We start from the raw sequence: 22434 nt of genomic DNA on the forward strand, positions 1-22434 counted from the left end.
TTCGGAGGCACGAATTCGTATCGAGAATATGCATGCCTGACCAACTTCCGTTGAGGATCATGCGGGGTGGGGGGGCGTGCGCAGGGAGGGTGGGGCGGGTAAGCATAGGTTAATCCTCAACTACCGATCGTCCCATACCATTCCCCTGCTATTGTAGTCGATTTAGCAGCAGTGGGACGATTCGTACCGCTGGGCTCATTTCGTCCCCCCAGGGCGGGAGATTTCGGTTGAACTCATGAGGTAGAAGTCGATTGATCCTTGGTTTTCCCTATGGTTTTCCCTATGGTTTTTCAGTTTGAGATTTTTTCGTTGTGCAACCGAGGCTGGTTTTGGACGCTTTCGCCTCGATTCGAACTCTGCCGCCGAACGATCACTAACAGCGATTTAATTCCCGAACGTCCCCCCTTATTTGGTCGCTACTTAGCGGCTTCGGTTGGTTTGTTGAAATCGAGTACTCGTTCTCGAACTCCTTTCTTGATGGTCACTACGCCACTATTCCATTGTGACTGAAGGAATGGACTGTCGAACACGTCGGAGGGAGCGTAATTGATTGTCTCGCCATTGATTTCCGGTGGCTTCGAATGGTCGGCGAAGAACGTGAATGAGTCGCCATCGAGCCCGGTGTATTGCAAGATATTGTCTTGAAACTCCCACGCCTGGTTGGCTACTGTCTCACGGAATGTTTCAAACGAGTCGAACGTTGCTTTCTCAGCGACTTCAAGAATGATCGGCGAATAGTCATTCTCGCAAATCAGCCACTTGCCAAGATTCGCGTTCTTTTTTGTCTCCCAAGTGAAACCACCATCGACCACGCGTACAGCGGCGTACGCGCTATTCGCCTCGGCAAACAGCCATCCGTTTTCCAGCAGTGGTTTTGTGAGTCCATTCTTTGAAAACCAAACCATTGATCTGCCTGCTCCGGCGCTGCTTCGGAGCTTTTGGCATATCAGGGTCCCCTTTTTTTGGACCGACCATTGAGTGTTGTACGCCGTTCTTCCGTTCGTCTTTTCACACTGAGGAAGAATAAATGAAATTGGTTTTCCAGAAAGCAAAGCGCCATGCGACCGGTTCTGAGAGCTGATCTTTGCCCAGTCGTCATTGGGGCGTGAAGGAAGCATTGCAGTGCCCAAGATGAAACTCGGCGTACAAAATGAATATCGAAGAATCCCGCCTCCGTCGGTTCGCAGGTTGTAGGCGGGGCGATTTAGTAAGGATGTATCAACCATTCCTTGTGGCCGTTGGCTCACTTCATAGACGCCACGGCCTTGGATATCGCAAACAATATCGACCACGACCAAAGAGGGCCGATAGGAGGTTGTCATTGCCGTCAATAATTGTCCTCTAAGGCCAGGATCTTCTCCAACACCAAAGAAGAAGTAACCATATCCAGATGTACCCGGATTGATATCGGTGTAGATGCGCGATTTGCCACCGCCTGAGATGCCATTGATTTGTTCCTGTCCCCAATAGGAAAAGTATAGATCAAGGTACATAGTGGCTTTATACTGCAGCGTTTGATCCTCGGCGAAATCACAAATATTGAAGATGCCTTTTAGAAGGTCCGTATTGTAACTGAGGCTCATCATTTCGACGAACAGCCCCTTTTTGGCCCGCTCGGTCAGATACAGATCGATGTATTCGTTCCATGATGCGTAATGCTCTGCTGAACTGCGTCCATCATCGTACAGACGGTCTTTGAATCTGGGGCGATGCTTCGCCAGTTTCGCAAAATGCCACAACGTACAGAAACTTTGCACATGGTGGTTCTCTGATTCCATCACTGCCCAAGTTTCCGTGTTTTCATGGTCGGCAATCGAAATATGCGCGGCATCTGGGTTGGGTTCTTTGCGTTTGCAGTAAAGCCAGAGCGACTCAAGAATCTTGTTTTCAGATTCGGTGCTGAGCACGCCGGGGCGTTTCGAGCCGTTTTTTCCATACTGTTCAATCAACCGTAAAAGCATCTCAGAGTGCCAATGCGTATTGTCGCGATCGCAAAGTTCAGGAAGGTGGCCGAGATAGAAGTCGGCGTTTTCGATCAGGGCAATATTTGCCGATGCGATACTTTCGTTATTCCAAAAGCAACGGGCCGCGTATGTCAATAACGACCAGGAATAGTCCCTTGAAAACAGGGGACGCCCAGGACCAAGGGGTGGCTTGATTTTCGCTCTTTGTAAAGGCTGTCCTGTATGCGTTTGAAATGTCTCAGCGACTCGATCATCAAAGCCATTGCGAATGGAAATCAAATCATCTTCGCTCAAGTTGCGCGACGTGTGCTCGCTACCAAATGTTGAGCCCATAAGTAGAGAAAAAGCCGCAGTGCATAGAAGAAGTCTTGTCATTGCGAAATTCGATTTTGTTAGAAAACGGTTGGTCAGGAATTCGAGTGCCGTTTTCCTGATGAGGTACTGGCATGTAGGAGCCCCAACTCGCTTGTCCCGTGATGTTGCGCTAATCTTTTCTCGCCGCTTACGTTGTTGAGACTGGCGCCATTTGCGAGACAGCGATTGGCGGAACCCTTCGGTTGTTGGCGGATCGGATGCGTTCTGCTTCTCTAGAGCGTATTCGTTCTTCACGTACGCCCCCCGGTTAATGCGGGCCTCCATCAATTCAAGAATTAGTCTAAAAGTCCCACTGATGAAGAAGCATGCCGTTGGCATCCGTCAGTTTGATCTTCGACAGCCACATCTTGCCGGGCCCTCTCGACGGATCGATCCGAACCGCTACAACAGGATTGGCTGGTGAGAATTCAACCACATAGTCATGACTTTCCTGGTCATGTCGAACATCAAAACGGACACTTCGATCGCGGAAGAAAGCGGGGGCGACATCCTGTTCCTGCCAAAACACTTGGCCGTGCCCAGACGAGTTGGACGTCAATGAGAAACGCAAAATGAGCGGTTCTGTCGAGACAGATTCCGGCAGTTTGTAGCTCAAATACGGATCGCCACCGGTGCTGTTAATCAGCATCGAACCGTTCTCGATCTCAAGTTCACATGTGCCGGCGGGTATCCAACCGGCAACAGGCTTCATCGAAGCAACGGGCTTTTTCGCTGCAGGTTTACTACTCCCTTTGAGTCTCCCCTTGCCTTCGGCCTGTGGATCATACTTCGCAGGATCGAAGTTGGGGTTGGGCAACGGCAGCACGGCTTGCGTATCAACAAGAAACGCCTCGATCATCGCATCCATACTTTGCACTCGTTCGGGATAGCGGCTGGCGAGATTCTGTTGCTCACCAAGATCGTCACCGACGTTAAATAGTTTCCAGCGGTGTTGGCCGTTCTCGCCACCGTGAAAGATGCGAATTAGTTTCCAATCGCCACGATGAACGCTGACCGAGGGCGGCAACCAATCGGGAACACCCGGGCTATGTGGAAAGTAAGTGAAGATGGCCTCGCGATCCAACGGCTGTCCCTTCAGTGCGGGCACAAAGCTGATTCCATCAAAATGCTGTGCTGGCTGTGGTTCGATACGAAGCAAATTCAAAAGGCTTGGGTAAAAGTCGCAACTTTGGATGATTTGGTTGCTGCGCGAACCGGCTTGCACATGGCCAGGAAACGCAACGATCGCCGGACCGCGAACACCGCCCTCGTACATGGTCGCTTTTCCACCTCGCAGTGGTGCGTTGCTGGTGGCTGTCGTGCCGTCCACTTCGTTGTACATGTTGCCGCCATTGTCCGAGGCGAAGACGATGATCGTATTGTTTGCAACGCCCATTTCATCAAGCTTGTCCAGCAATGTTCCGACTGCATCATCCATGCTTTCGATCATTGCGGCGTAGGTTGGACTGCGTTGTGGATCAGAGGGATCCACTTGGTTGCGATACTGTTCAATCAATGATTGCTTGGCATCGAAGGGCGCGTGAACACTGAACATCCAATAGTTAAGAAAGAACGGCTCGCTCTTGTGCTTCTCTAAGAACGCAACGGCTTCTTCGGCCATCCGATCTTCGATGTGTTGGTCGGGGACGTCCGGATCGTGATCAAAGTCTCGGAACTTCCAAGGTGCTACGTAGCTACCAGCCGGCCCTGGACCCGCGTGATGCGGAAGGTCGACATCGAACCCATGCTCAAGCGGCGAGTAAGGTTCTGGGCCGAGATGCCATTTCCCGAAGTGACCGGTCACGTAACCGTTATCCTTGAACATCTCTGCCAACGTGTAGTAGCTGGTGTCGAGTCGCGATACGGAACTGGGAATCGTGGATTTTTGGCTGGGCGCACCGCTCGCGGTTGATTTCGCCTGCATCGTTACTTGTGGCAGATGACAGTTGGGCGTGGTGATTCCGGTGCGGGCTGGGTTCAGACCGGTGAGAATACTGGCGCGGGTCGGCGAGCAAAGCGGGCTGGCCGAGTACGCGCGAGTAAAGGTCATCCCACGTTCCGCCAATCGTTCGATGTTCGGTGTCCGGTAGAACTTAGTGGTTCCGAACAACGACGTATCGCTCCAACCAAGATCGTCGGCCAAGATGAGAACCACGTTAGGCTTCGATTCCGCCACGGCGGGTGCTGAGGCCCCGAATAAAGAGATAAGGGCCAAGGCGAGAAAGGTCGAGGCAACGAAGGAATCAGGACGCATAGCACGGCGACGAATTTGAGACATGTTGGTCATCGGTAGGTGAATCGGGTGAGGTGGGGACCGGTTTAGATTACGGCAGGAACCGATGATACCAGTAAATTGCTGATCGATCGGGATTCTCGCAACGTAATATCCACAATGGTATTCTAACGAATGAGAAAGCCGCTTTCGCGTGGTTGCCGTTCCATTGCACGCCGTGCCTGCAATTACCAGATCATTTACGAACAAGATGGCGTTTCACTGTGGAAGTTCCATCTTGATTGGCAAATGAAGGTTACGGCCGAACATGACGATTCCCCAGAATTGCGTCGATCGGAATTCGGGCGTCCGATTGATCCGCATGGTTGGGGACATGGGCAGAGGTTCGAAACGAAGCCTTTTGCGCCCGGCACGTCGGCGGCTCATTTCCGCGAAACTTCATGCGTGGTACCGGAGTCTTTCAACAGCCACATCACCGACGATTCGCCCAAGGTCGCCACGTTAGTCCGCGTGGTCGTCGTGCGATACGGAAAAATCGTCGAGCGGCCACAATCGATCCTCAGACAAAAAGATCGACCGTCCCACGGCTAGTCACTTGACCGACCGACGGTCACATCGTCAAACCCATTGGCATCAAGCCGGATGTCGTTGCAAACGACTCGAAAACCAACGTTGAAAACTCGGTGCCAGGGGTGATAGCCTTGTCGGTACGAACTGCGCGAACGCTTGGGGGGATCCGTGAACGATCCGCCACGAACCACGCGTCGATCCAAAGCATCTGATGAATTTGGGTTATCGTGTTCGCCATCGTCGAGATAAGGATAAGGTTTGTAACGTGACCGTGTCCACTCGGACGCATTGCCATGCATATCGTGCAGGCCCCACACGTTTGGCCGAAAGGAACCGACTTCGGCAGTCACGCGGTGCCGGTCATCGAATCTCGTATCGGCTTGTTTAGCGCCCTCAAGAAGCAGATGGGGAACGCCACCGGTCACCTGCGTTACACCCCCTTCGGGCATCATGCGTCCTTTGCTATTCATCACGCCCGTGCTGAAACGGAGATCGGCCATATTGGCCCATTTTGAAAAATCATCGTCCACCGTTCCGTAGTGCATCGACTCGGCGGTGCCTGCTCGACACGCATACTCCCATTGGATTTCCGAAGGCAGGGAGATGGACGTTCCCGTTCGTTCTTCTAGCCACTGGCAAAACGCGTCTGCTTGCTCCCATGAGACATGCACCGCAGGCTGCGTCTCTTCATTCAGGGATAGCCCTTTGCCGTCGGCTCTGTCTCGACGTTTCACGTAGTACCGACTGTCGTGCGAGGCGTCGAAACGGCGAAATTGTGCGTTGGTCACTTCGCATTGCCCAATCCAGAACGGTTGATCGATCGTGGCGACCTGCTGAGGATGCTCGTCTGTCTCGCCGTCGGAATCGCCCACGACGAATTGTCCCGCAGGAACGCGGATGAACGTGATGGTAACACCGGCGCCCAGGTCAAACACGGCCCGAGTGGGCCCGAGCGTTTCTTGTTTGCGATTGGCGTCTGCCCTTGTCAGCGGCCAATTGTCTAGTGAAACGGGCGTCGGTTTGTTGGGTGCGTTCGAGGTGACGGGCTCGGGCATCTCAATCGATGTTGGGTGGATTGCCTCAGGGTCGTCGCGAGGTCCACCATACAATCCTCGTAATTCTTGCCGGCGCTCATGAGCGTGATCGGGTATTGGAAACACGTCGCCCCAGGTTCCATGACAAGGGCCGTTTAGGTCAATCCATGTGACGATTCGATCCCATGCTTCGTCGTCCAGCGACACGCCATGATGCCCTTTCATCAACATCTGGACCAATGGGCTTGTGTCAGCGTGGTATTCGCCGGGGGTGAGCAAACTAACATCGTCTTCGACACCCACGCGGCGTATGTAGTGGATCAGCGTATCGTAAGCGGGGCTGTAGCGAAGCTTGCCGCCGGTAGCCGCCAGCATGTCGGAGTGCAGTCGCGGGGCGTAGCCGATTGGTGTCGGTTTGGCATGACCGCCGTCTTGTTCGGACCGGAAGTCCGCGATACCGTCGTTCGTTTCGTGGTGACAGGACACGCAGTAGCGGTCCAGCACCGGTTGCACTTCTCGCTCAAAATCGAATCCGCGAGCCGGGCCGTGCCATCGATTGAGGTTGTCCGGCGCTCTCATCGCCGCGCGGGCGTAGCCCGTTGCAACAGCCTCTTTGGGCGTTTCGTGACATCCAACGCAAGAAACCCGTTCACCCGGCATGGCTGTAAACCAACTACGCATCAATTGCACCGCCTTGCCCTCCCCATCGAGTGTCTGAATCGAGATCGGCGTATTGGCTGGTACGCGAAAATTTGCCGAACCGTCTTCCTCCACCGGAACGGTGCCGAGAATCCGCATCGCCTCCCATGGGCCCCCCAAGCCGATCTTGTCGGAACCAGCCAATCCGCGATATCCGAAGTGATAAGCAACCAGTCGCAGCTCTTTGATCGTTCCACGCGGTACGCCGGTCAAGCCGGGGCCTGCATAAACGTCATGGATAAAGACAGTGGCATCGTCTTTAGCAAGATCGATTTGGTCCGGAATCGATGGTGGAACCGGCCGCGCCCCCAGCGGCGTTGGTTCGAGCAATGCATGGCCGGGCGTTTCGTGGACCAGAACAAGGTTGTCGAACACGTCGGCAAGATAGATGCCCCAAGATCCTTTCGCTTCTTTCCAGCAACTGACGAGAAAGTATTTTTCGCTCAGTGGAAAGGGGTGCAAGAACATCGGCCAGTCGCCATTGACCAACGCATCGCGAATCTTTGGCTCCACAGGATCATTTCGTCCGGAAATTCTCTGGACGATGCCGCTGTCTTCTTCCCAGCCGATGCTTGGGTCGACAATGACCAGTTGCCCCATGCGATGAACGCCATGGTATCCGGAAAGAATGCACAACAGCCGATTGTCTGATCCGGGAATAGGACGAGGGAAGAATAGGGAATTGGGATACCATGAGTTACTGCCATAGGCGGCCCGCTGCTTCGTGCCATCCGTGTTCATGGTCATCAGTTGCCGCAGGAAGATATGGCAAATGCCAGTGTAGTCCCAGCGATGGTACATCACTTGACCACTCGGCAGAACGACTGGATGGAAGTTGTGATCCTGGTCGAAACAAAGCTGCCGAACGTTTGCCCCGTCACGATCCATGATGTAAAGGTTGTTGACGCGTTGACGTCCATGCCAACACGGAACGGATTGATAGGAAGCTGTCGAACCGAAAATGATTCGACCATCGGGAAGATAGCATGCGTCCATGGCGTCGACATCGTCGGGCATTGTCGAAACTTGGCGGATCCCTGTGCCGTCGACACGCATCTCGAAAATTTTCCAGTTTTCTTGTGTAGACTGTGTGAATAAAAAACGGTCGCCGTCGAAGTGAAGATCGAGCTCGCCCACATAGCGTCCGTCGTCAGGCCGAAGAAGTGCCTTCAATCGCCCATTTGGATGCAGCGGGGAAAGTACACAGATTTCGTTGTCGTACCCGTCACGCTCAAGCGACGCATTGCATTCATGATTCGAGGGCATGGCGATCTCTCGCCCCGAGCCGGCTGAAAAACCAATTTGTTGATCGCGGTCGGTTAGAACTTCACGATTAAGGTTTTTTGGTTTTCGTTTTACCACGATAAGACCTGGCAACTGTGTGACCAGCGGATTGGCCAGCAAGGCTTCACTACGCAATCGTTCCAGATCGTTCGAAGCATTTGGAGCACCAATTTGTAACTCGCTTTCAATCTTCGCCAGCCTGCTCAGAAAAGAATCCGCGTCGGAGTATGTTTCTGCAAACGTGTCCGCCAGATCCTGGATGGCGAGTCGTAGCTTATCGCACTCTGTATGATGGTCGCTTTTGTCGGCGGACAAACCGATACTTGGGACGGCGACGAACATAATTGCCACCAAGTGAAGTATCGCGTAGTGCCGTAGCGGAAAATTTCGTTGTCTCATTGCATTTTCTTATTGGTTGGCTTTGGCGCACCGGCGTAGGGATACGTTGGCTCCCAAACATTGGCAGAATCGATCGGCCGCTGGTAGGAAAGTTGGGTTCGAAAGCGGTGACCATCACGCTCGGAACTTTGCGGCTTCATTCGCTCGGCACACATAGTCGAACTTTGGGGGCGTTGGTTCATTCGATGATTGTGCGGTTGAATACGAATTGCCTGAATTGTCGCAGCGCATGCACGACCTTTGCTTTTGGCATTCGCCTCGTCAACCGCGTTCAAGTTGGCTTCAACATCAAGCAAGCTAACCATCAAGAAGACACGTCGTTGGTCGATTCCCTCGCTGCCATTGGGTAAGTCTTGGGCTGTTAGCAAACGTATGGCAGGTAAAACGAACAACGCAATTGTTAAAATGCGAAAGTGTTTTATCATCGTAATCCCCAAGCGTTCTTCCTAGCTTAGCAGGCCTAACGAACGTCGACCGACGCTGCGACAAAATATCCAGTCATGCTGGTGAAACCTCTCTATTGGACTCCGTTGAGTTGGAATAGAGACGCCGAGTCGTTTTAGCAACGGAAGCGTGATTAACCGTTGATCGGATAAAAAAGAGTTTGCGGCGCCCCTATCCAGCGAATGAATTGAAAGAGCATGGCTAGAATTGGCCGCGATAAAAGCCACACCACAAACACGCTTGCCGCGAAGCTACGCTCCGATAAAAATGGCGTTGAAGGTCGTCTTATTCCGTTGGAATCTTCCAGTCTTCCCAAGGAACAAAGCCCTTTGCGCCGGCCCCATAATGCGGTACCGCATCTTCCAGTTGTAGTTTGCGGTGGGTTACCAGCTTGGCAAACAGTTTCTCGACCTTCTCTGGATACTCGTTGGCGAGGTTGTTCTGCTCTAACGGATCCACCCAAAGGTGGAAAAGGTTAATCGAGTTCTTGTTCGATAACCCGCTACGGATGTCGGGACCTGATATCTGTAACTTCCATTCGCCTGAATGGATGGAAATCGTTTCGGCTTCGACGCTCCCCTGACCGTGATAGGAATACCAGTCGCGTGTCTCCAATTTGTTCGTCGTTCCTGCCAGAATGCCGCTCACATTCATCCCATCCAACGGTCGATCCGCAACTTCTCCTGCCTTGGGATCCACTCCGGCAGAAGCGAGCACGGTTGGCAGTACATCGATGTAACCGATATGTGTTTCAATCTTGCGTCCACCCATCCAAGCTGCGGGCCATCGGACACAAGCGACCACGCGCGTCCCCCCTTCGAAGGTCGTCAGTTTGTCGCCCCTGAGCGGCATGTTGTTAGGCTGAAACTTTTTTACGCCGCCATTATCGCTGAGAAACCAGACCTGGGTGTTATCGGCTTCGCCGCTCTCTTCAATTGCCTTGAGCACCTTGCCGATATTTTGGTCCATGCTCCAGACCATGGCTTGGTAGATTTGCTGCGCGCTTGTTGTCTTTCCTTTGGCATAGCGGGCGATGTCTGCTTGCTTGGCTTGAAACGGAGAATGGGGTGCATTCCACGGGATATAGCAGAAGTACGGCGAGTGATCTTTTGCGGATTCACGAATGAAGGCTGCAGCCGCATCACCGATAATATCGGTGGAGTATCCCTGTTTATCTGAAGGCTCGAAGTTCACGTGCCAATCACGCACGTCTTCGCGAGTCAACTCAAAAAAGTCGATCGCTCCGTTGTAGTGCCCTTCAAAATGCGTGAAGCCTTGATGGAGCGGATGCCATTTCCGGCGATGGTGGCCCAAATGCCATTTACCAAAAATTCCGCGATGTTTATATCCAACTTCGCCCAACGCTTCGGGCAGCGTACGTTCCTTGGGCGGTAATCCATAATCGCGATACGGAGGGATGACGGCACGGGCCATGCCGAAGCGAATCGGGTAACGCCCCGTCAAAAGACCCGCACGTGTCGGAGAACACATCGGTGCCACGTAAAATCGATCAAGCTCAAGCCCTTCCGCTGCAATCGAATCAATATTGGGGGTATCGCAAAAATCACCATGGTAGCTCACCGCGTTCCAGCCGAGATCATCGGCCAACATGATCACGATATTTGGCTGATTTGAGGCCCATGCCTGAAGAGAAAACGTCGCGCATAGAAGTGTTAAAAACAATTTCATAACAACCTACTTGGTATTCGATTTCGGCTTCTTGTTACTGTAGACGGACCAGTCCTTGGCGTGGTCCCAATCAACGACGCCGCAACGCTCCGCCCACTCATTGTAGGCCTTTTCAAGCTCCGCCGCTTTTTCGGGGTAGTCTGCGACCAGGTCGTTTAATTCGCTGAAATCATGATCGATGTCATAGAGTTCCCACGGTTGGTTGTAATGTTTAACAAGCTTCCAACTTCCCAAACGAGCAACGCATTTTCCCTCGTGCTCGATCATGACTGGTGTGCTGTGCAGCGGAGCATCGCTTCCCTTCATGGCTGCAACTAGGCTGACGCCGTCGGCCGTGGGAACCGCCTTACCCTTGAGCATCTTTGGACGCTGTCCTCCGCCCAAATCAAGACAGGTCTCCACGAGGTCAGGCAAATAACCGTTTTGGTTTAGGATCTGACCATTCCGATTTCCAGGGATACCTGCAGGCCAGTGCACAATCAGCGGAGTCTGCACGCCGCCCTGGTGAGTGAAGTGCTTGTAGTCGCGGCAGGGTGAATTGGAGAGCGTGGCCCATCCCCTGCCGTACTTGGTTCCGCCACCACCGTACTTGCCGAGTTTTTTGAACTCAAATTGCCCGAACGGTCCGCTTTCTGCTTCCGCTCCGTTGTCTGAAAGAAAGAAGATGACCGTGTTTTGCATTTCCCCGGTCGATCGCAGATGCTCTACCAGTTTCCCGATGTACTGGTCCACTCGGTCAATCATCCCACAGTAAGTCGCCATGATGGCGTCCATCTCGTCCTGTTTTTTTGACTTGAGTGATTCCCAATCAGGGATCGGTTGGGGACGAGGAGACAGCTTCGTATTTTCGGGAACTAGCCCCATCGCTTTTTGTCGGACTAGCTTTTCTTCTCTCAGTTTGTCCCATCCCTTTTTAAACCGGCCACGGTATTTATTGAATTCTTCCGGCATGCACTGAATCGGGAAATGTGGTGCGTTGTAGGCCAGGTAGAGGAAAAAAGGTTGCTCATCGTTCTGCTGGTCATGTTCAGCAAGCAATTCGATAGCCTCTTCCGATACTGTGTCGGTCAAATAGAATCGCTCGCCTTCGGCTTCCACCGGATCGTTGTCCCTAAACAATCCGTTGGGTTTCCAGAAATCGGAACCACCTGCGAGGTGACCAAAAAAACGATCAAAGCCTCGTTGGGTTGGCCAGGTTTCCTGTTTCTCGTTAGCAAGATGCCACTTGCCCGTCATGTAAGTGCCGTAGCCTGCCGCCTTCAGTATCTCCGGTAGCGTGGGAATCGACGTATCCAGCCAGCCTTGGTACGGATAAGGAATGCCTTCGCGGTCCTTCGTGGTTTGTACATAAGGGGCGCCACGCTTGCCTTCCCATCGTTCGCCATACGGCTTGGCCTTGACGACCATATGGCCGACGCCAACTTGGTGTGGATGCAATCCGGTCATCAGAGTCGCGCGGGTGGGGCAGCAACGTGCGCCGTTGTAGAACTGATTGAAGCGAACACCGTTTGCCGCCAATTCATCTAGGTTTGGGGTTTCAACGTTGCCACCATAGCAACCGATATTGGACCACCCCATATCGTCTACCATGATCAGGACGATGTTGGGCCGGTCCTCAGCAGAGGTGGGCCGGTTTACGAACATGACAAGGGCCATGGCAGCCAAAACGGCAGTCAGGATGGTGGGGCTACGCATTGCGTTTCCTTTTAGGCGGGAGTTTTGGTGTGGACGGACGACGATAGTAGTCTGTTCTTTCACGCAGTCCAGTACTAGCCCTGGCGTGATATGCATCGTCATCCAATTGTGCCTTGCCTATTCATTGTCTTCTTTCAGTCGCTCATTGATCGAGAACTTCGTCAATTTTTCCTCGCGAGTTTTGATGGTTACTGTTTGCCGATCGGGCGAAATGAATGCGCCGCGATAGCTCTATTTCTTGCCGTTTCGTTTTGCCGGAACAGGGTGTTCCGACAATTCATATTGCTTGGTCCTTGGATCACTAACCGTGAAACGCCACACGTCGCCTTCGACAAGGCGTGCGGTCCGCGCGCACCGTATCGACTCACCAATAGACCGTCTTGCTGATCTGGGTCCGCAGTTTCACGGATGACTCTATGTGATCGAAGCACCGAACGTCGTTGGAGGCTTTCAATGGGGTTTGCAATTCGGCCGAGTTCCGCTTCGCATGCTGGACTGCCGATTCGGATACTCCGACGAAGAGGATTGCGCGGTGTAGGTTCGCGTAGGAAAGGCCTTGAAGGGTGGAACCTTTGCACCGTTTTGGATATCCGTTTGTGTTGAAGCAAACGACGTATTATTGGCACGCTTGTACAGATCTACTTCACGGGGACCTCTCGCCTTCCCATCTTTTCAAACGGAACGGCTTCAAAGCCTTCGATCTGGCGGAAGATCGGTGCATCGCGGCGTAGTCGGAAATCGGACTCGTTATAGTCGACGAATCCGGGATCTTTTGTTGTTGCTACGTTGTTCTTTACGTACAAATGACCTGAATTGTCTTTGATTCCAAGATCCTGAAGTCTCCGAGTTCTCGCGTCTGGTTTGCTTTGCGACGAGGCCGTTTCTCGATAGAGACTGGTCCTGGGGTGATATAGCAGATTGTTATAGACATCACTGCGTGGCCGAAAGAATTCATTCTTTTTTTTCTTCGCAAGCCACACCTTCAAATCCTGGTACTTGTGGTATGGAGTCTGTTCTACTTTGCCGTTTCCGAACTTGAGGAGAGTTTTGTTCCACGACTCGAACCAACGCTCTTCTTTGGCTCGCGCACCTTGTCCATACATCATCACACAATCGATCATGATATTGTTAAAACTGCGGCACTCCCCACCTCCGTTGACGTTGATGGGCGGACGATTGGTCATCACGCCGACGTTGCGGAACAGATTGTGTGAGATTTCGACGCCCCACGAGAAATTATCGGGATAGACCCCAATCGTGGGGATGTCATGAAAGTAGTTGCCGCGGATCACAATACCTCGCGACTCCGCTCGGGGGCCGGTGTAGACGTATAACGCACCGCCATCGAACTTGTGATACTTCGGCAAATCATGAATCTCGTTGTGTTCAATCAGCACATCGTTCTTGCCTTTGACACGAATTGCGAAGTGGGGGCCATCATGAATCTTGTTGTTCGCGACGCGGTGGCCAACTCCATCGATGATGACACCGGGAAGCTGCGATTTCTGCTCCCAACCGAAATCGTGGATGTGACAGTTTACTACTTCGTTTCCGGCTGGTTCTAATGTTGCTGTGCTGCCTCCGTCAAGTGAAACGCCGAAGCCACCCATCCCATGGATATGCGAATTGATAACACGTACGTTCGATCCGACCACGTCCACACCGCCAGCCGTGAAGTTAGCGATGCGGCATTGGTCGATCGTCACGTTGCGACCACGCCGGATTGAAACACCGAGGTTCCGTCCGGTGTCAAATTGGAGGCCCTCAAACCGAATGTCCGACGCGCCATTGATCGTGATCATTGGACCGGCAAGTGTCGACAGAACGACTGTGCTGAATTGCTTGGGCGGACAGAGGTAGAGCAAGCCTTTGACGCGATCGAGGTAGTATTCACGTGGTGTGTCAATTTCTTCGGGAATGTTTTGAAAATGAAAATGCGGTAGTCGAACCGATTCTCCTTGCCCAATGCCGTGGAGCTCAGGATAGGCTAACGTGATCTGTCGTTTCGATACGTCGACCGAAGCGAGTTGATTGTAGGTCCACTCCCAGGTTGAACCGAGGACTCCATCGAGGAACACATTCGGAATGTCATGCCAGTGCTTCATTCGGTCAAAAGCGACTTGGAGTGTGCCACCTTTTCCACCTCCTCGCCCTTTGCCTCCGGGATCGACAACCCGCGTTAATGTCACTTCACCCGGCAACGACAAGTTCTCGATGATTTCTTGAACCCGCAATTCATAGCCACGCAGCGGGCGGTCTTCTGCCAGGAAGTGTTTGTAGACCATGAAGGGGCTTTGCTCGTCCGCATTGGGCCAACGCGCCAGCGTCATTCGCTGTCCATCAATGTTGATCGTGGCAGGAGGCAAACGATCCTTGGGTTCTAAGGACCAGCCATGACGAGTCATCTCGCCAAAGTCCGTGATCCCATGCTCTTTCAGGTCAGCCACAATGATCTGGCTGCCCATCTTGGAGTCCGTGAGCCGCGACAGGAATGCTTGATCCTGCACCGGTTGGAACCAGGATTTAGGAATGATTTTGCCGCCGAACAGACGAGCCGTTTCGCCCTCGGCCGCTCGATAGGTCACGCCCGAATCCGATGCGACTAGGACAATGCCATCGTCCACTCGATAGTCGCCTTGTCGCACAACCACTTCGAAGGGCCCTTCCACTCCATTCCTTTTCAGCTTGCGAACTTCGTTGCGTGCAGCTTCCAGCGAAGCAAACTTGCCTGTCGGAGACACTTCGACCACCACGGCCGCCGGTAGAGAGGAGGCGATCAGGCAGGCTAGTAGTGGGATCAATCGCATGGTATTACCGGCGCGTTCGATGGATAGCTTCAATCTTGGTCCACGGGAAACGTTATTGTACCGCCTGTCTTTACCGGCAATATGCCACGTTACAAGAACGATGGTTGCATCGGGTCACGATCAGTGAAAATGGTCCCTGTTCGGTCGCTCCCTCGACGCTTCAAGAACCAACTCGACGCTTCAAGAACCAACTCGACGCTTCAAGAACCAACTCGACGCTTCAAGAACGAATCACTTCACGACCGGGAACGTGATGTCGTAACGCATGATGAATGCTTCGCCTGAACCGAGCCGAGAGCCGTGACAGAGACCCCACCGTGGCAACTCCGCAGGATGCTTGTCGATGTCTTTGAAGTGACCCTGGCGAAAGAAGGTGCCCGCAAAGGGCACGTCGGTCACATGCGTCGCGAGTTTGAAGTTCAAGCCATCCTCGGCATACTGCATTGAAAACAGTTCAGGACCCTGGCGAACCAATCCTGCAACGCCGCTTTTGTAGGGAAAGATGACGACTTCGTGTCCACCGCAGACAACCGGATTTAGCTTGGATTTTACGAAGGGGCCTTCGGGTCGGTCGGCAATCGCGACTCCCCAGCCGATGTGAAAACGCTCACCAAACTGATAGCGATTGGAATGGTCGCCGTCACCTTTGTAGTACAAGTAGTACTTGCCACCTTTGACGATCAAACAGGGATCATGCACTTTGCGGGAATCAAAATGACCGGGCTCACTTGGCACCAGGACCGGGGCATCGGACTTGGTCCACGGTCCGTCGGGCGAATCGGCCCAAGCCATAGCGATCTTGTGCGGCCCGTCACGGTAAACATGCGGTGAAGTTGCGACTTGGTAGTAAAGATAATACTTGCCGCCGGACACCAGCACATCCGGCGTGAACACACAACGGTCGTCGTAAGATCCCTTCGGCCCAGGTTCAATTGCCACGCCCTGTTCTTGCCAGTGATACCCGTCTTTTGATGTCGCATGCCAAATCGAAACGAAGTCCCATGAATAGATGCGTTTCCACTGACCCTTGATTTCCTGCCACGCTTCTTGGGATCCTCGTTCTTGGCCAACCGCAGGCTCGCCCCATGACTTGCTGTACCAGGCATGGTAGGTGTCGCCAATTTTGATCGGGCTAGTGACATCGCGAAACGTGGTGTTTTCGACAAAGCCGTCGATCGCGTGTCGCAAATGGTAAGCCGCTTGCAGTTCCTGCTGATTTCCTGCCAAGCGAACGAGGTATCTCGCACGCGGGTTGTCACGGTAGATCTTCACCTTGCTTTGAATCAGTGGATCTGTTTTGGGATCGCCGTCATACCCCAAGCCCGTTACTAATTTATAGTTGAAGGTAGGAAACAGCGGATTGTCTTTCTCGAAATGCAAATCACTGTCTTTGTACCGTTGGAAGGCTTCGCTGTAGGTCTGGGCATGTGTAGATTGCGTAAGGCAAATCAAGGCCAGTGCGATGGATAGGATCCTGAAGTTCATGCTCATGTTGGACCTATAGTATCCGTGTTGTGTGCGAGAATCGGGCTCGAGAAAGAGGTTTTGAAACCGTTACGGATGAATCGTTGTATTGCTTTCGTCTTGACTGCGTTTCTTCACCCGATTCCTCATCGCTTGATCCAGGTTGTGCATAAAAAAGACCTCCGCGGGATACCGAGTTGCCTGCCTTTTAAAACTTCGATCATGTATGTCGCGGCTGAGATCGCAATCGAACCGAGCAAGCATGCAGTGTTTTTTTAGTCCGGGATTTTTGACATCCATGTGACAGAGTCCCCATGTGATTCCGCGTCCGTCGCCATTGTCGGCAAAGGCATCGGGCACACACGGTCCTGGTGCGATCGGCATCATCTCGGTAATCGACGCTATTTCAAAGTTCACTCCGTCGAGGGCGAACTGGATTGTGTTGACCTCTGGACCATTCAAGCTGGTCATCGATGCAATGCCGCCCTGCCAAGGAAACAGTCCCGTTTCGTGTCCAGAGTTGAGTACGGGATTTAGCGGGTGTTTCTCAAACGGGCCAAACGGATGCTCGGCAATTGCAAGTCCTTGCGACTGTTCAATGCGGGCCGGGTGTAAACGGTCCTGAATCCGCGATTTGTAGTACAGGTAGATCTTGCCTTTGTAAATTAACGGATAAGGATCGTGGATCGCATTTTCATCCCACTGTCCCGGTTTGCCGTTTTCAACGACGATTGTGTCAGCAGGCTTCCAAGGTCCATCGGGGGAATCTGCAACCGATGCCATGACCGGACAGAAGTCTCCACCGCTTTTGTATGGTGCTTCCACAAATCCTTGATAGTAGAGATAGTACTTGCCTTTCCATTGCAACACGTCCGGGGTTGATACCGATCGATGCCCCGGAGTGGGTGCCGGTGGGCGTTTGACTGCAACGCCTTGTTCTTCCCAGTGAAATCCATCTCTGCTGGTCGCGTACCAGATTTCGCAAAGATCCCAATCAGCCGATGGTTTGGTATCGCTGCATTGTTCGGGTCCAACCGCCGATGTTTCCGAATCACGCTTGGTGTACCACACGTAGTAGGTTCCATCGATCTTCAGCACTTTGGATGGATCGCGACGCGTGATTGTGCCATCGTGATTGCGATAATCGAGTCCCGTGACCGGTGTGTACTTGAATGTTGAAAACAGTTCGTTGGCTTCAAATCCCTTGCCGTTCCATTGATCGTAGAAACGCTCCATCGCGGCGCTGAGCGGCCAACTGGGTTTATGCTCTGGAAGCTTGTCTGGAAACGCTTCCGGGTTTTGGGCCGATAGTGTGACGGCGAAAATGCAAAGTGTGAGAATAATAGATGTTCTAGTCATGATTTGACCACTGTTCTTTCATATGGACTGCATAGTCGCCTTTAAACCATACCGTATCGCCAGCCTTAACGCTGGCCAGCGGCGCAAGGTTGTCTGGCGCGCAAACGATGTCGATTGCAACGCGGGAGTGATGAAGTACCAGAAGCCAATTAGTAGTGAGACTTGGCGTACCGAACGTTATCACATGAAGGTTCTTGCCTTTTCGGTTTTGTAGGCCACGTGCAACCCGGCACGAGGCGGTGCTAGGTTTTACCCAGTCTACACGTTTTCAAAACGACTCGTCGTAAAACTGATAGGCATTTGGTATCGCCAAGTGAGTGACACTTCGCCGTGGTTCATTGAAATATTTGTATCCCTTTTGCATCGTCGAGTCCTGCCAAACGGGGTCATCCCAGGAATCGGGCAACCGTGTTGGGTATTCTTTTAGCAATTCTTCAAACTGCTTTCGGTCAGCAGCATACTCGGGGGAATGGGTCACGTTCTCGTAACCACGACCGTCCCAAGAACCATTGGTCTTGTAGAATCGTCCGAATGGCTTGCCATACAGTGGACACACCGCTTCGAGCATGAAGTCCTTGGTGCGGATCGCCCGTGCGGGACCCGGAAATGAGTAGATTGCCGGCTTGGTTGTTTCAGAGTTTCCGGTTAGGAACGGCTTCAGGCTGATTCCGTCAACATGCTGATTTGCGGGGATATCGGTACCGGCAAAATCAATGATCGTCGGCAAGACATCCGTGAAGTCGGTCAGTTCCCTGGTCATACCGCGATTCTGGATGCCGGCACCGGCGACGACAAACGGCAGGTGAACCCCGTACTCAACACCTCGGCTTTTGGCCGATGAGGTTGTCCCGTTGTCGGATGAATAGATGATGATCGTGTTATCGGCAATGCCCATCGCTTCGATCTTCGCAACAATCTTAGCAACCAATTTGTCGGCGTAGTTGACCTGCGCGAGAAACATTTTCATGCCTTCGTCGGTGCCCTTTCTGAAGTTCTTGTTGGTGGGCTGTTCGCCTTGGGCAACGAGGTCGGGGGTTGGACAGTGGGCACCGTGTGGCAAAACCTGGGTGTAGTACGCCAGGAACGGCTGGTCGTCCTTGGCATTTTCTTCGATGAAGTCGCAAATGAAATCGCAAAAGATATCCGGTCCATAGTCGTTCATCGTGGTCGGAACGACCTTGTCATTTTGAATGACTCCCGGCTTCCAATATCGAGAAATCTTGGGCTCGCCACTGATGGCCGCGATCTCCCAGGTGTCGTCTGGAATAAGCGTCTTCCCCAGCCGCTGCTCGAAGGGTCCCGGAGCCGCATCCCACACGCAATAGGAATCAAGCCCTAGCTGCTGATGATCGTCCAGCACCATGTAGCCAGCGGGATTGTGCCACTTTCCGCCAACTGCCACCTTGTAGCCCGCGTCGTGCACCAATTTGGTGAAGTTTGGCAGGCGATCAGGGTTGCGGCGGATATTGCCTGGTCTGTCCGGTTGGCCTGGCAGAAACGTCAGTTTATTGTCGTAAGCACCGTTGTGGATTGCGTAGTTGCCCGTCAAAAAAATCGAGCGGGATGGTCCGCAGATTGCCTGCCCCCAGCAATGTGCGAACCAGACCCCACGCCGTGCAAGCGCGTCGATGTTGGGGGTATTGGATGGGGTGCCTTTCTTGACATCGTAGATGCCGAATTCTTCGAAGCCTGCGTCGTCTGACAGGATGACAACAATGTTGGGACGCTCCGGAATTGCCGTCTCAGCCGGCAGTGTTTGTTGTGAGAATAGCGCTGTCGCGAGAAGTAGTAGTCTCAAGCAGAATTTGATCATGCTAGTACCATGGATTTATTCAACAATTGTGGGCCAAGTGAAACCTGATGATGACAGTATATTGCACTATTACCAACTTGTATCTGGTCTACGTTTGAAGCAACCTTCCTATCCAAAGAACGATCGACGAGACGAATTTGGAGTGGTTTTGCTTCAAGGAGATCCGTCAATACATCGGGTTACCGAAGAAACCCGAAAGGTTACATTTTGGATGGCCCACATTTTGGATGGCCAACGCGACGCGAAATGCGCAAATTAGTGAGATGGTACGTTCCCCAGAACGTGGCCCACCGTCTGGTGAGGGTGGCTACATCAAAGATGAAAATGCTCTATCGGGAAACGCGTCGAGACTCCAGTGAATAATCAGGCCAAACGTCCTTGTGCTCGATTGCGGCGTTCAGCCGCTGGGGAGGCGAATCGTCGTTTTTGACGTTGTTTGGCGGAGCTCGATAGCGAGAAGCGAGCGGCTAAAATGAGGCACGAAGGCGAATGCCAAAGAGTGCCATGACATCCTCCTTTGAATGGAGTGCCGGGTCAGCGATTAACTGAACGTCAGGCGTGATCGCCAAAGATTGAGTTAGCTGAAAACGATAGAATACTTCACTCGTGAATTGGTCTCGCAGTGTCCCGTCTGCGGGCTTGCCGAAGCTAATTCCAATTCCGGCGACGTCATTGTTTTCTCGGCGCATTCCGAGGCCGGTGCTGAAGGTTGTTTGCATCAGTGCTGCGTCACCATCGGAGTAACCGAATCGGAAGAACGGGAGCCACTTTTCATGAAGAAATTTCTGGGCGGTCAAAGCGACACCCCAACCTTCGGGCGTCTGCGGTTTGGCTCTGGCGTCGGAGTGCCAAAAAGTAGCGTGAACGTTATCTAGATAGATGCGATCGCGTGATGAGGTCAGGCCACACTCAAGGTAACTGAAATACTCGCGTTCGTCGAAGAACGTATCGAAACCAGCCAACGTCGGTTGACCGTTGGCATCTGAAAAACCGCCTTGCAGGTAGAGTCGGTCCGTCAACATGGCTCCGGCCGCCATGCCGAGACCTTGGTTCGGAACGGCGATCGTTGGGTTAGTGGAAAACCCAAGATTGATGAAATGCATCAGCGGATTCATCAGTGCATACACATCAATGAAATCGGTGACATCGATCTTACCGACCGCGAACACCAGATCTCGGTCATAAAAGTACTGCTTCCAGTAGAGGTTCGTCACACCAAAGTTGAATTCGTTAAAAAATGTGCCGGTGGGAAGAATCGAGCCAGCTTCGAAGCCAAGATCGAATGGAGTGATCGCAGTCATGCGATGTCGGTTTTCACCCTTGAAGACGAGTTGCCCCGGATTGTTGGAGCCTCGACCGAGCAACGTCCACTGGCCGTAGACGCGAACCAGCCCGCTGGCCGCGTCGGTTTCGCCCAGACTGCTGGTCGCCGTCTGGTAGAACATCGACTCATCGATACTCAGCTGCAGACCGCACGAGTTGTCCAACCGCTGCTTGAACTCGAACCATGGTTCAAAATGTTGCTGCAACCGCTCGCAGCGATACTCGGCAGCATTCACGTTGCTGTCCTCGGCCAACTGTCCGCTGACGCTAGAGGGGCCGCCGAACTGGTCGATGTCCAGATAGAGCCCAATCTTCTGAGCGATGGATTGGCTATTGAGCGGAGGTCCCGCATCCTGCCCTGCCAAACTTTGCGCAGTCGCTACTACCGTGATGAACGACACGAGTGCGCTCAGCCAAATCGTCCATGAATGCTGTGACTTCATACAACAGTTTCTCGGAACGATAGCCAGCGGAATTCACATGGTCGCATGGTGTAGCGATTAATCCGTTAGATCGCGAACGTAGCCTCACTCACTAGCCCTTTGCACTGGATCGATATAGGTCATGACTTTTTGAGTTGCTTACTCGACCAACGAGTGATCAGTCAACCCAGCGAGGACGATCGCAACGAATCACCCTGGCGTTGCAATATGGCCGATTCTAGACGGCAACACTGGATGACCTCTCTTTCTTGACAGTGCTTGATCGGTTTCTGCGTTTTTTCCATTTGGCGTAGGAGGGCAGAACGAACAGATAAATCCCCGTCAGCCACAGCACACCTAGCACCAGCGATGCAGGAAGGAACACCCAAAGCTTCATTCGATGGTGGAAGAAGCTGCCATCGTGGATGCTCTCAATCAAGTCGGAGCGTCGATAGGCGACCTGGAGTACTTCGCCGGTTTTCGTGTCTAATTGAACCTCCCAACGGTTTTTGCAGCGCACTTTGAGAATGCCCTTACTTGGCCGAACGTCGAGACGGTCGATGTCGTCCCAGCTTTTGACTTTTGCTTCCCGAACGCCTTGGGTAGCCGTGAGAATCTCGTCGAAGCGGATTGATGGTTCGCCACGGGAGCCTGTTTGCGTTGCTGGTTGAATCCAGGCAGACTGTTTTTTCAGTTGCAGAATCACACCAGAAGCAATGACCACAGCCAGCGGCAACGCGATCAGGATCGCCCCCCATCGGTGGCCGTCACGGTTCAACTTCGAAAACTTCATTCTATTCGAACGTCTCATGAGTTTGAGTTGTCAGCAACAACAAGAAAAAAGGCAGCGACACGCAGAACGTGACGCTGCCAATGTTCGT

13 protein-coding genes are annotated in these 22434 nt (G+C 52.8%); 1 reads left to right on the forward strand and 12 read right to left on the reverse strand.

Going from position 1 to position 22434, the window contains the following annotated elements:
• Nucleotides 1–416: 416 nt before the first annotated feature.
• A complete protein-coding gene (locus CA13_RS30090) occupies nt 417–2339 on the reverse strand; it encodes a hypothetical protein (RefSeq protein ID WP_146402959.1) in 1923 nt (640 codons plus the stop codon).
• A 280-nt stretch (nt 2340–2619) separates the two neighbouring features.
• Nucleotides 2620–4605 carry a sulfatase gene (locus tag CA13_RS30095; RefSeq protein ID WP_146402961.1) on the reverse strand — a complete coding sequence of 662 codons (1986 nt, stop codon included), beginning with the start codon at nt 4603–4605 and terminating at the stop codon, nt 2620–2622.
• A gap of 120 nt (nt 4606–4725) precedes the next feature.
• On the opposite strand from CA13_RS30095, the gene CA13_RS30100 reads away from it, so the two are divergent.
• Nucleotides 4726–5142: a hypothetical protein gene (locus tag CA13_RS30100; RefSeq protein ID WP_146402963.1), complete on the forward strand. Its 417-nt coding sequence runs from the start codon at nt 4726–4728 to the stop codon at nt 5140–5142.
• On the opposite strand, the gene CA13_RS30105 is transcribed toward CA13_RS30100, so the two are convergent.
• The 10 genes from CA13_RS30105 to CA13_RS30150 all read right to left on the reverse strand — a co-directional run bounded on the left by CA13_RS30105 (nt 5139) and on the right by CA13_RS30150 (nt 22346).
• Complete coding sequence (locus CA13_RS30105) at nt 5139–8537, reverse strand: SUMF1/EgtB/PvdO family nonheme iron enzyme (protein ID WP_146402965.1); 3399 nt, start codon at nt 8535–8537, stop codon at nt 5139–5141. The two genes, CA13_RS30100 and CA13_RS30105, sit on opposite strands and share 4 nt — an antisense overlap.
• Nucleotides 8534–8962 (reverse strand): hypothetical protein, encoded by a 429-nt coding sequence (locus CA13_RS30110; protein ID WP_146402967.1) that lies wholly within the window; start codon nt 8960–8962, stop codon nt 8534–8536. Before CA13_RS30110 ends, CA13_RS30105 begins: the two co-directional genes overlap by 4 nt.
• A 304-nt stretch (nt 8963–9266) precedes the next feature.
• Nucleotides 9267–10670: a sulfatase-like hydrolase/transferase gene (locus tag CA13_RS30115; RefSeq protein ID WP_146402969.1), complete on the reverse strand. Its 1404-nt coding sequence runs from the start codon at nt 10668–10670 to the stop codon at nt 9267–9269.
• 6 nt (nt 10671–10676) lie between these two features.
• The gene (locus tag CA13_RS30120; protein ID WP_419195021.1) at nt 10677–12365 is read right to left on the reverse strand and encodes an arylsulfatase; all 1689 of its coding nucleotides are present in this window, start codon (nt 12363–12365) and stop codon (nt 10677–10679) included.
• A 638-nt stretch (nt 12366–13003) separates the two neighbouring features.
• Nucleotides 13004–15172, reverse strand: a complete 2169-nt coding sequence (locus tag CA13_RS30125; RefSeq protein ID WP_146402973.1) for a right-handed parallel beta-helix repeat-containing protein — start codon at nt 15170–15172, stop codon at nt 13004–13006.
• Between the two features lie 231 nt (nt 15173–15403).
• Complete coding sequence (locus CA13_RS30130; RefSeq protein WP_419195022.1) at nt 15404–16657, reverse strand: family 43 glycosylhydrolase; 1254 nt, start codon at nt 16655–16657, stop codon at nt 15404–15406.
• A gap of 69 nt (nt 16658–16726) precedes the next feature.
• Nucleotides 16727–17995: a glycoside hydrolase family 117 protein gene (locus CA13_RS30135; RefSeq protein WP_146402977.1), complete on the reverse strand. Its 1269-nt coding sequence runs from the start codon at nt 17993–17995 to the stop codon at nt 16727–16729.
• Between the two features lie 268 nt (nt 17996–18263).
• The gene (locus CA13_RS30140; RefSeq protein WP_146402979.1) at nt 18264–19808 is read right to left on the reverse strand and encodes a sulfatase-like hydrolase/transferase; all 1545 of its coding nucleotides are present in this window, start codon (nt 19806–19808) and stop codon (nt 18264–18266) included.
• A 467-nt stretch (nt 19809–20275) separates the two neighbouring features.
• A complete protein-coding gene (locus CA13_RS30145) occupies nt 20276–21574 on the reverse strand; it encodes a carbohydrate porin (RefSeq protein WP_146402981.1) in 1299 nt (432 codons plus the stop codon).
• Nucleotides 21575–21791: 217 nt separating this feature from the next.
• The gene (locus CA13_RS30150) at nt 21792–22346 is read right to left on the reverse strand and encodes a PepSY domain-containing protein (RefSeq protein ID WP_146402983.1); all 555 of its coding nucleotides are present in this window, start codon (nt 22344–22346) and stop codon (nt 21792–21794) included.
• Nucleotides 22347–22434 lie beyond the last annotated feature (88 nt).

The sequence above is a fragment of the Novipirellula herctigrandis genome (assembly GCA_007859835.1).
GTDB classification, from domain to species: domain Bacteria; phylum Planctomycetota; class Planctomycetia; order Pirellulales; family Pirellulaceae; genus Novipirellula_A; species Novipirellula_A herctigrandis.